This window comes from Agromyces sp. P2_B3 (assembly GCF_056404815.1).
The window spans coordinates 26,869-37,080 of sequence record NZ_JBFUDH010000021.1; the positions used below are offsets into that span (position 1 = coordinate 26,869).

Consider the following 10,212-nt stretch of genomic DNA (forward strand, 5'->3'; position numbering starts at 1 on the left):
GTCGATTCTAGCGAGCACGGGGGTGGGCGGCCGTGTACATCTCCCGGAGTGTATCGGCTGTGACGAGCGTGTAGATCTGGGTCGTCGCGACCGAGGAGTGGCCGAGCAGCTCCTGCACCACCCGCACGTCGGCGCCGCCTTCGAGCAGGTGCGTCGCGAAGGAGTGCCGCAGGGTGTGCGGTGAGACGGATGCCGCGATGCCGGCTCGTTCGGCCGCCCGGTGGATCACGTCCCACGCCGCCTGTCGCGACATCCGTCGACCGCGCAGGCCCAGGAGCAGCGCCGGCGTCGCAGTGCCGCGGGCGGACAGCGCCGGCCGCGCGCGCACCAGGTAGGCGTCGACCGCCCGCCGCGCGTACGAGCCGAGCGGCACGATGCGCTGCTTGCCGCCCTTGCCGAGCAGCCGCACCACGTCGCCGTCGACGAGGTCGTCGACGTTGAGCGAGACCGCCTCCGACACCCGGGCACCCGTCGCGTAGAGCAGTTCGAGCAGTGCGGTGTCGCGGAGCTCGTGCAGCTCCTCACCGCCGACCGCGGCGAGGAGCTTCTCGACGTCCTCGACGGGGATGGCCTTCGGCAGCCGCATGGGCAGCTTCGGCGGGCGCAGCTCGCGCGACACGTCGTCGGCGATCACGCCCTCGTCGGCGAGGAAGCGGTGGAGGCCGCGCACAGCCGAGAGCACCCGCGCGATCGACGAGGTCGCGAGCGGCGGCTGTCGCTCCGCGCCGAGGAAGCGCACGAAGTCGGCCAGGTCCTGTTCGCGCACCATGCCCGGCCTCTCGAGCCCGCGGGACGCCAGCCAGTCGGCGTAGATGGCGAGGTCGCGACGATACGACACCACGGTGTTGCGGGACGCGCCGCGTTCGACCGTGAGGTGACGGAGGTACCCATCGGCCCACGCGGCATCCGTCATCGCGGCGCCGGTTCGCCTCGCGGAGTCGAACGCGTCGGCCACGCGGCATCCGCCTCGCCGAGGGTGGCCCACCCGCGTGCGCGCGATGCGTGCGCCGCGAGCACCCCGATCGTGAGCGACGGGTTGCCCACGCGGCGGGCGAGCACGGCGTCGACGCACTCGTCGAGCGGCACCCACCTCGTCTCCATGTCGGCCTCCTCGTCCTCGCGGTCGAAGGCCTCGGACGCGTCGCCCAGCCCGCGGGCGAGGTAGATGCGGATCGCCTCGTCGCTGCCGCCGGGCGAGGTGAAGAAGTCGGCGAGCACCGCCCAGTCGGATGCCACGAGGTCGCCCTCCTCGGCGAGCTCGCGCTGCGCGGCCCCGAGCGGGTCCTCACCGGTGACATCGAGAAGTCCGGCGGGGATCTCCCACTCCCGCGTGCGCACCGGATGCCGGTACTGCCGGATCAGGAACACGCGATCGGCGTCATCGAGCGCGAGCACGGCGACGGCTCCGGGGTGGTCGACGTACTCGCGCACGATCGGCTTCCCGCCGTACACGACGGTGTCGCGGCGGAGGTCCCAGACGCGCCCGCCGAACACCTGCTCGCTCTCGCGCACGGGCAGGTCGGCGGGTTCGTCGTGGAGCGCTTCAGCCATTCGCGACGTCGAAGAGCAGGCTCGCCTGCTGGCGCTCGAGGGCCGCCGCGACGAGGCCGCGGAAGAGGGGGTGCGCGTCGTTCGGGCGGCTGCGCAGCTCGGGATGCGCCTGCGTGCCGACGTAGAACGGGTGCACGTCCCGGGGAAGCTCGACGAACTCGACGAGGTGACGATCGGGCGACATGCCCGAGAACACGAGGCCGGCGTCGGCGATGCGATCGCGGTAGCCGTTGTTGACCTCGTAGCGGTGCCGGTGGCGCTCGCTGACCTCGGTCGAGCCGTACAGCTCGGCGGCGATCGAGCCGTCGGCGAGCTTCGCCGGGTAGAGGCCCAGGCGCATCGTGCCGCCGAGGTCGCCGCCCGCGATGATCTCGACCTGCTCCTCCATGGTCGCGATGACCGGGAACCGGGTGTCGGGATCGAACTCGCTCGACGAGGCGCCGTCGAGGCCCACCACGTTGCGGGAGTACTCGATGACCATGCACTGCAGCCCGAGGCACAGCCCGAGCACCGGGATGCCGTTCTCGCGGGCGAAGTGGAGCGCGCCGAGCTTGCCCTCGATGCCGCGCACGCCGAACCCGCCGGGCACGCAGATGCCGTCGAGCCCGGCGAGGTGCTTCTGCGCGCCCTCGGGCGTGCGGCACTCGTCGGACGGGATCCACTCGATGTGGACCTTCGTGTCGTTGGCGAACCCGCCTGCGCGGAGCGCCTCCGTCACCGAGAGGTAGGCGTCGGGCAGGTCGATGTACTTGCCCACCAGTCCGATGGTGACCTCGTGCTTGGGGTCGTGCACCACGTCGAGCAGCTCGCGCCAGCCCGACCAGTCGACGTCGGCGGCCTTGCCGTCGAGGCCGAGCGACTCGATGATGTATGCGTCGAGGCCCTGGTCGTGCAGCATCGTGGGGATGTCGTAGATGGACGGCACGTCGACCGCGTTCACGACGGCCGCCTCGTCGACGTCGCACATGAGCGCGATCTTGCGCTTGTTCGACTCGGTGACGGGGCGATCGCTGCGCAGCACGAGCGCGTCGGGCTGGATGCCGATGGAGCGAAGGGCCGCAACGGAGTGCTGCGTGGGCTTCGTCTTCTGCTCCCCCGACGCGCCCATGAACGGCACGAGCGAGACATGCACGAAGAACACGTTCTTGCGGCCCAGCTCGTGGCGCACCTGACGCGCCGACTCGATGAACGGCTGCGACTCGATGTCGCCGACCGTGCCGCCGATCTCGGTGATGATCACGTCGGGCTTGGGCGTCTCGGAGGCCTGCAGGCGCATGCGGCGCTTGATCTCGTCGGTGATGTGCGGGATGACCTGCACGGTGTCGCCGAGGTACTCGCCGCGACGCTCCTTGGCGATCACGGTCGAGTAGATCTGCCCGGTGGTGACGTTCGCCGCCTGGCTGAGATTGATGTCGAGGAACCGTTCGTAGTGACCGATGTCGAGGTCGGTCTCCGCGCCGTCGTCGGTCACGAAGACCTCGCCGTGCTGGAACGGGTTCATGGTGCCCGGGTCCACGTTCAGATATGGATCGAGCTTCTGCATGACGACTCTGAGGCCCCTGGCTGTCAGGAGATTGCCGAGACTCGCCGCCGTGAGTCCCTTGCCCAACGAAGAAACGACACCACCGGTCACGAAGATGTGCTTGGTCGTGTCGTTCGAATTGTCTGTGCTCGAAAGAGCTCTGCCGCGTTCATCCACCACGGGCTTATAGCCTAACCCACGTTCCTGACCGTTCGGCTCGACATGCCGCACGCGCTCCCCCATTCCCTCGGCACCGGTCGGATGCCGCAGCTCAGGCGGCCTCGGCCGCCACCGTCACGCCGCGCGATCCGCCGCGATCTCCAACAGCTCACGTGCGTGCGCCAGGCCGCTCGCGGAGTCGCTGAGCCCCGACAGCAACCGGGCCATCTCGGCCTCACGCTCGGCACCCTCGAGCTGGCGGACGCTCGACGAGGTGACCTGCCCATCGGTGCCCTTCACGACGCTCAGGTGATTCGTCGCGAACGCCGCGACCTGGGCGAGGTGGGTCACGACGATGACCTGCGACTGCTCGGCGAGGCGGGCGAGTCGACGGCCGATCTCGATCGCGGCGGCGCCGCCGACACCGGCGTCGACCTCGTCGAACACGAACGTGGGCACGGGGTCGCTCCCCGCGATCACGACCTCGATGGCGAGCATCACCCGGGAGAGCTCGCCGCCCGAAGCCCCACGAGCGACGGGCCGCGGCTCGGCGCCCGGGTGCGGCTGCAGCAGGATCGAGACCTGGTCCCGCCCATGCGCCGCCGGCTCGTGGTGCGGGTCCACGACGACGGAGAGTCGGGCGTCGGGCATCGCCAACGCCCCGAGCTCGCTGGTGACCGCCTCGGCGAGGCGCGCAGCGGCCTCCGTGCGCAGTTCGGTGAGCCGGGCCGCGAGCCGGTCGACTTCGATCGTCAACCGCTCGACCGACGCCTCGAGCCCTTCGATGCGCTCGTCGTCGCCGTCGAGCTCGATGAGCCGGAGCCCGCCGCCGCGGCGGAACTCGAGCACGTCGTCGAGGCTGGTGCCGTGCCGTCGCACGAGGGAGGTGAGCAGCGCGCGCCGCTCCTGCACCACCTCGAGCTCTCGTCCACCGTCGGCATCGAGGCCCGTGAGGTACCCCGACAGTTCGGTCGCGGCATCCGCCAGCAGGAACCCGGCGCTCTGCAGCGCCTCGGCGACCGGGGCGAGCGCCGCATCGTGGTCGATGACGCGGTCGAGGTGCCGCCTGGCGCTGTCGACGAGCGCGATGGCGTCGGGTGCGCCGTCGCCGAGGTCTTCGGCCGAGACCAGCGCCTTGGCCTGCGCCGCCGCCGCGCGCAGCTCCTCGAGGTTCGACAACCGGTCGGCGCGCTCGGCGAGCTCTACGTCTTCTCCCGGCTGCGGATCGGCCGCCTCCACCTCGTCGAGCGCCTCGCGCAGCTCCTGCGCCTCGCGCACCCGGGTGTCGTGCGCGGTGCGCAGCAGCTCGAGCTCTGCGGAGTCGGCCCGCCACGCCGTGAACGCCTCGCGATACCTGGACACCGCCTCCTGCAACGGGGCGCCGGCGAACCGGTCGAGCGCCTCGCGCTGGGCGAGCACCGATCGCAGGCGCTGCTGGTCGGCCTGGCCGTGCACCACTACGAGCTCCTCGCCGAGCTCGCTGAGCACCCCGACGGGCGCGCTGCGTCCGCCGACGATCGCCCGGCTGCGTCCCTCGGCCGACACGGACCGGCCGAGGAGCAGCTCACCGCCCTCGACGTCGCCCCCGGTCTCGGCCACGCGATCGGCGATCGCACCGTCGTCGGGCACCAGCCACCGGCCCTCGACCCATGCCTGCTTGGCACCGCTTCGCACGGCGCCGGCGTCGGCACGCGCGCCGAGCAGCAGCCCCAGCGCGGTGACGACCATGGTCTTGCCGGCGCCCGTCTCACCCGTGACGGCGGTGAATCCGCGCCCCAACGGAAGCGTCGCCTCGGCGATGACGCCGAGGTCGCGAATTCCGAGCTCCTCAATCATCGACGACCTCAATCACGCCCGACCGGACCGCGCCAGCCGGTGACGGGCAACTGGAACTTGTTCACGAGCCGGTCGGTGAACGGCGCCTCGTGGAGGCGCGCCAGGCGCACCGGGGTCGGCGACTTGCGCACGATGACCCTCGCGCCCGGCGGCAGGTCGAACGTGCGACGTCCGTCGCACCAGATGACGGCGGACGCCTGAGTGCGCTGCAGGATCTCGACCGCGAGCGAGGAGTCGGCACCCACCACGAGCGGGCGCGCGAAGAGTGCGTGCGCGCTCAGCGGAACCATGAGCAGGGCTTCGAGGCTCGGCCACACGACCGGTCCGCCGGCGGAGAACGAGTAGGCCGTCGACCCGGTCGGCGTCGCCATCACGATGCCGTCGCACCCGAAGGATGACAGGGGCCGGCGGTCGACCTCGACCACCACCTCGAGCATCCGCTCGCGTTCGGCTTTCTCGACGGTGGCCTCGTTGAGGGCCCAGCTCTCGTACACGACCTCATCGCCGAGCTTGGCGCGCACCGACAGCGTCATGCGCTCCTCGACGGTGTAGTCGCGCGCGAGTGCCCTGGCGATCGTGTACCCGAGGTCGTCGCGTTCGCTCTCGGCGAGGAAGCCCACGTGCCCGAGGTTCACGCCGAGCAGGGCGACGGGGTGGTCGCGCATGAGCTCGGCCGCCCGAAGGATCGTCCCGTCTCCGCCGAGCACGATCACGAGCTCGATGCGAGCCGGGTCGGTCTCCTCGAACCGCCTGACCTCGCCATTGAGCGCGGGAATGAACGCGTGCACATCGTCCCAATGTTCGGCGGCGATCACTGGCACCGCGCCGGCAGCGAGCAACTGCGTGCACACCTCGCCGGTCGCTTCGAGTGCGGACTGACGGCCGGTGTGGGAGACCACGAGGAAGTGCCGTGCGTCGTTCACGCGATCGCGCCTCCTGTCACTTCGTCCACCCGACGCATCCATTCTGTCGGATTCACCCCACGCGCTGCGCTGAGGTGCACGAGATACTCATGGTTCCCATGGCTTCCGACGATTGGGGAGGACAGGACTCCCACGGTGCCCAAGCCGAGGTCGAACGCGGTCCAGAGCACGTTCGCCAGCGCCTCGGCCCGGAGCGCGGCATCGCGCACCACTCCCTCGCGCACGCCCCCGCGGCCGACCTCGAACTGCGGTTTCACGAGCAGCACGAAGTCCGCGTCGTCGGCCCCGGTCGCCCGGAGCGCCGGCATCACGGTGGTCAGCGAGATGAACGAGAGGTCGGCGGTCACGAGCGACGGCGGCTCGTCGACCCCTGTCGCCCGGGCGAGTGCCCCGCGATCGAGGTCGCGCACGTTGCATCCCTCGACGAGGACCATGCCGGGTGCGCCGTGCAGCTCGGGCGCGAGCTGGCCGTGGCCCACGTCGACCGCGAGCACCGAGCGCGCGCCGCGCTCGAGGAGCACCTGCGTGAATCCTCCGGTCGACGCGCCGGCATCGAGCGCCACGCGCCCGGCGGGGTCGACGGCGAACCCGTCGAGCGCGGCGATGAGCTTGTGCGCGCCTCGGCTGACGTAGTGGTCGGATGCCGCGACGGCCAGCTCCGCGGACTCCGGCACCTTCAGCGACGGCTTCAGGGCCGGCCGGCCGTCGACCGTCACGACGCCCGCGGCGATCAGCGTCGCGGCCTGCGTGCGCGACCGAGCGAGCCCGCGCGCGGCCAGCGCCGCATCCAGTCGCTGTTCGGGCATCGTCAGTTCGGGTCGCGCGACGGGTCGGATCGCTCGAGCTCGGAGCGAAGGCGATCTGCGAGCTCCTGGTAGCGGGGCGCCCGCTCGGCCAGCGGAACCGACTCGATGTCGTCGATGTCGGCCGCCGCGTCGTCCGACGCCTCACCCGAGCCCGACACGGCACCGGACGAGTCTGCGGATACGGCGGCAGCCGCCTCGACGCCATCGACGTCGTCTGGCTCTCGGAGGTCGTCGGTGCTCATCGCACCAACGCTACCCCGACCAGCCGACGCCGCGGTGGCACGAATCACGCGTAGAGGCTCGGAGGCACATCCAGGGCGTGGATCGCGGTGCCCGACTGCCAGATCGCCGCGCAGGCGGCGCGGAGCAGGTCGAGCCCGCCGTCGCCGGCCGAGACGATCACGACCGTGCGGCCGTCGATGCGCACGCGCGCCTCGTTCACGCGCACCCCACCACCACGCACCGCCTCGACGACCGGGTACGGCTCGTGCAGCCCGCGCAGGTCGCGCAGGATGAAGTCGGGCCGGCTCGCGGCATCCGCGGCCAGCACCTGCTTCGCGCGGTCGATGCCCGTGAGCACGACGGCGCTCGCCATCCCGGCCCGATTCGCTCCGAGGATGTCGGTGTCGAGGCGGTCGCCCACGACGAGCGGGCGGTCGGCGCCGAATCGACGCTTCGCCTCATCGAAGATCGGCGTCTCCGGCTTGCCGGCGACGACCGGGAACCGGCCGACGGCGGTGTGCACCGCGGAGACGAGGGTCCCGTTCCCGGGGGCGATGCCGCGGGCGACGGGGATCGTCCAGTCCATGTTCGTCGCGATCCACGGGATGCCTGCCGTGGCGGCATCCGGACCGCCGTGGGCGTTGAGCGCGAACGAGGCCTCGGCCAGTTCGCGCCACCCCACCTCGGGAGCGAAGCCTTGCACGACCGCGTCGGGTGCGTCATCGGCGGAGCGCGTCACGCGGAAGCCGCGCTTCTCGAGCTCGACCACGATGCCCTCACCGCCGACCACGAAGACCAGTGCGCCGGGGTCGACACGCTCCTCGAGAAGTCGCATGGCGGCCTGGGGCGACGTGACGACATCGTGGGGCTCGACCGCGAGGCCGAGCTCGGCCAGGTGGCCGGCGACGGATGCATCGCTGCGCGACGCGTTGTTCGTGATGTAGCCCACCGAACGCTGCGTCTTGGCGCGATTGAGGCTCTCCACCGCGTACGGGATCGCACCGGAGCCCGCATAGACCACGCCGTCCAGGTCGGCGAACACCGCGTCGATCCCCTCGAGCGGGGTGGTCGGCTCAGTCCTCGTGCGGAACAGGCCCATCGGGCGCGTCCTCGTTCGGATCGGTCGGGTCGTCCCGCTCGAGTGCCTCGCCCTCTGCGAGCACGGCGGCGACATCGTCCTCGAGCACGTCACCGGGGTCGCCGGCACGCTCGTCGTGCACGTCAGGCGCCGGGTTCGCCGACTCGACCGGATCAGTCGCCACGACGTCGGCCATCACCGATGTGCTGTGTGCCGCCGTCTCGTCGTGCTCCACACCGTCCTCGAGTTCGACCTCGAAGATCTCGACGAGCTCGGATTCCGCCGCGGGGCCGTTGAGCGCTTCCTCCGCCCGGTTCGCACGGGAACGCCAGTCCGCAGCTTCCGAATCACGCCCGAGTTCCTCGAGCACCTCGGCATAGGCCGCGAACAGCGCGGGGCTGTACGAGAAGGCGCGGTCGGGATCGAGCTGGGGGATCTCGAGCTCCGCGAGCGCGAGCTCGGGCTGTTCCAGGTCCAGGCGGGCACCCGACATCGCGATCGCGAGTCCGACCTGCACCGCAGCCGGCAGTTCGTTCCGGTCGACGGCGCGACCGACCTCGAGCGCCCGGTCGGGTCGTCCGACGCCGCGTTCGCTGTCGACCATCAGGGGCAGCTGGTCGTTGCTCCCGGAGATCCGGCGGAACGTACGCAGTTCGCGGAGCGCGAGCTGGAAGTCGCCGGTCGCATACGCCGTGATGGCCAGGCTCTCGCGGACCACGGCGATGCGCCCGGCTCGCCGAGCGGCGGACATCGCGTGCTGGTGGGCGAGCTCGGGGTCCTCATCGAGGTACTCGGATGCCGCGACGAGGTGCCGCGCGACCCAGTCGGCGTTCTCCTTGCTCAGCGTCTTGAGTTCGGCGCGAGCTCCACGATCGAGGTCGCGCGCCTCGATGCGGTCGGGGATCTCCGGGTCGTCGTGACGCGGACGCACCGCGAGGTTCGCGGCGCCGAAGTTCTCGCGCGGCTCCTCGTACTTCGGTCCGCGGGCATCGGGCCGAGGTCCACGTCGATCCTCGGAGCGATTCCCACCGCCCGAGTACGGACGCTTCTCCCCACCACCCGAATAGGGACGCTTCTCGCCACCACCCGAATAGGGACGCTTCTCGCCGCCACCCGAGTACGGACGCTTCTCACCGCCACCGGAGTACGGACGCTTCTCGCCACCACCGGAGTACGGACGCTTCTCGCCACCCGAGTACGGACGCTTCTCGCCGCCACCGGAGTACGGACGCTTCTCGCCACCACCGGAGTACGGACGCTTCTCGCCACCACCCGAATAGGGACGCTTCTCGCCACCACCCGAATAGGGACGCTTCTCGCCACCACCCGAATAGGGACGCTTCTCCCCGCCACCGGAATACGGACGCTTCTCCCCACCACCCGAATACGGACGCTTCTCCCCACCACCCCGTGATGCGTCGCGCCCGGTGCCCTGGCCGCTCCTGCTCGATGAGGAACCTCTGGCGCTTCCTTGCGCCCGGTCGCCACCCCGATCGTTGCGTTTGGGGCGGTCGTGCTCACCCGAGTCGTGCGTCGAATCGCTCACGATTGTCCCGTCGTGTGTGGAGTCCTCATCGGACTCAACCGTACTGCGGCCGACGTCGCATCGGCCCGTTAACGAGAAATGGCCACCCGTCTTCGGGTGGCCACTCCTCAATGAATGTCCGGCGGTGTCCTACTCTCCCACAGGGTCGCCCCTGCAGTACCATCGGCGCTGCGAGTCTTAGCTTCCGGGTTCGGAATGTGTCCGGGCGTTTCCCTCGCGCTATGGCCGCCGAAACTCGTGCCACACCCACGTTGCCCCACCAGGGTGGGTTGGGTGTGTGGTTACGGCACCCCACACGTGGTGGGGTGAAATCTGTGTTGTGTTATGTGTGTTTCCGTCTGTTGGGAACCACAGAGTGGACGCGAGCAATCTTGGAGGCCACTCACACGGCCTTTCGATGAATGATCTTCAAACGTGTGTGAGTGTAGTGATTGTCAAGTTATCGGCTTATTAGTACCGGTCAGCTCCGACAGTCGTTAGTCCTGTCTTCCACATCCGGCCTATCAACCCAGTCGTCTGGCTGGGAGCCTCTCCCCCGAAGGGATGGAAATCTCATCTCGAGGCCGGCT

9 protein-coding genes and 2 rRNA genes are annotated in these 10,212 nt (G+C 70.3%); all 11 read right to left on the reverse strand.

All coding sequences use genetic code 11. The features are described from left to right. Positions 1-7: 7 nt before the first annotated feature. A complete protein-coding gene (gene xerD, locus AC1DZA_RS18575; protein ID WP_476773864.1) occupies positions 8-913 on the reverse strand; it encodes a site-specific tyrosine recombinase XerD in 906 nt (301 codons plus the stop codon). Continuing rightward, a complete protein-coding gene (locus AC1DZA_RS18580) occupies positions 910-1,551 on the reverse strand; it encodes an NUDIX domain-containing protein (protein WP_476761042.1) in 642 nt (213 codons plus the stop codon). The genes xerD and AC1DZA_RS18580 overlap by 4 nt, the downstream gene beginning before the upstream one ends. Next, the gene (locus AC1DZA_RS18585; RefSeq protein WP_396133176.1) at positions 1,544-3,316 is read right to left on the reverse strand and encodes a CTP synthase; all 1,773 of its coding nucleotides are present in this window, start codon (positions 3,314-3,316) and stop codon (positions 1,544-1,546) included. The genes AC1DZA_RS18580 and AC1DZA_RS18585 overlap by 8 nt, the downstream gene beginning before the upstream one ends. Before the next feature lie 51 nt (positions 3,317-3,367). After that, a complete protein-coding gene (recN, locus tag AC1DZA_RS18590; RefSeq protein ID WP_476773858.1) occupies positions 3,368-5,068 on the reverse strand; it encodes a DNA repair protein RecN in 1,701 nt (566 codons plus the stop codon). Between the two features lie 8 nt (positions 5,069-5,076). After that, positions 5,077-5,991 carry an NAD kinase gene (locus tag AC1DZA_RS18595; protein ID WP_476773859.1) on the reverse strand — a complete coding sequence of 305 codons (915 nt, stop codon included), beginning with the start codon at positions 5,989-5,991 and terminating at the stop codon, positions 5,077-5,079. Then, entirely contained in the window at positions 5,988-6,797 is an 810-nt protein-coding gene (locus AC1DZA_RS18600; RefSeq protein ID WP_476773860.1) for a TlyA family RNA methyltransferase, read from the reverse strand. The genes AC1DZA_RS18595 and AC1DZA_RS18600 overlap by 4 nt, the downstream gene beginning before the upstream one ends. 2 nt (positions 6,798-6,799) lie before the next feature. Beyond that, on the reverse strand, positions 6,800-7,039 hold the full coding sequence (locus AC1DZA_RS18605) for a hypothetical protein (protein ID WP_476773861.1): 240 nt from the start codon (positions 7,037-7,039) through the stop codon (positions 6,800-6,802). Between the two features lie 44 nt (positions 7,040-7,083). Then, positions 7,084-8,118, reverse strand: a complete 1,035-nt coding sequence (locus tag AC1DZA_RS18610) for an HAD-IIA family hydrolase (protein ID WP_476773862.1) — start codon at positions 8,116-8,118, stop codon at positions 7,084-7,086. Beyond that, positions 8,093-9,643 (reverse strand): tetratricopeptide repeat protein, encoded by a 1,551-nt coding sequence (locus AC1DZA_RS18615; RefSeq protein WP_476773863.1) that lies wholly within the window; start codon positions 9,641-9,643, stop codon positions 8,093-8,095. Before AC1DZA_RS18615 ends, AC1DZA_RS18610 begins: the two co-directional genes overlap by 26 nt. A gap of 116 nt (positions 9,644-9,759) precedes the next feature. After that, positions 9,760-9,876: ribosomal RNA gene (gene rrf, locus AC1DZA_RS18620) — 5S ribosomal RNA — on the reverse strand. Positions 9,877-10,073: 197 nt separating this feature from the next. After that, a 23S ribosomal RNA gene (locus AC1DZA_RS18625) occupies positions 10,074-10,212 on the reverse strand; the annotation flags it as partial.

Coding starts and splice junctions, on each gene's coding strand:
- recN (WP_476773858.1), bottom strand. CDS start 5,068: ATGATTGAGGAGCTCGGAATTCGCGACCTCGGCGTCATCGCCGAGGCG.
- AC1DZA_RS18585 (WP_396133176.1), bottom strand. CDS start 3,316: ATGGGGGAGCGCGTGCGGCATGTCGAGCCGAACGGTCAGGAACGTGGG.
- AC1DZA_RS18605 (WP_476773861.1), bottom strand. CDS start 7,039: ATGAGCACCGACGACCTCCGAGAGCCAGACGACGTCGATGGCGTCGAG.
- AC1DZA_RS18610 (WP_476773862.1), bottom strand. CDS start 8,118: ATGGGCCTGTTCCGCACGAGGACTGAGCCGACCACCCCGCTCGAGGGG.
- AC1DZA_RS18600 (WP_476773860.1), bottom strand. CDS start 6,797: ATGCCCGAACAGCGACTGGATGCGGCGCTGGCCGCGCGCGGGCTCGCT.
- xerD (WP_476773864.1), bottom strand. CDS start 913: ATGACGGATGCCGCGTGGGCCGATGGGTACCTCCGTCACCTCACGGTC.
- AC1DZA_RS18580 (WP_476761042.1), bottom strand. CDS start 1,551: ATGGCTGAAGCGCTCCACGACGAACCCGCCGACCTGCCCGTGCGCGAG.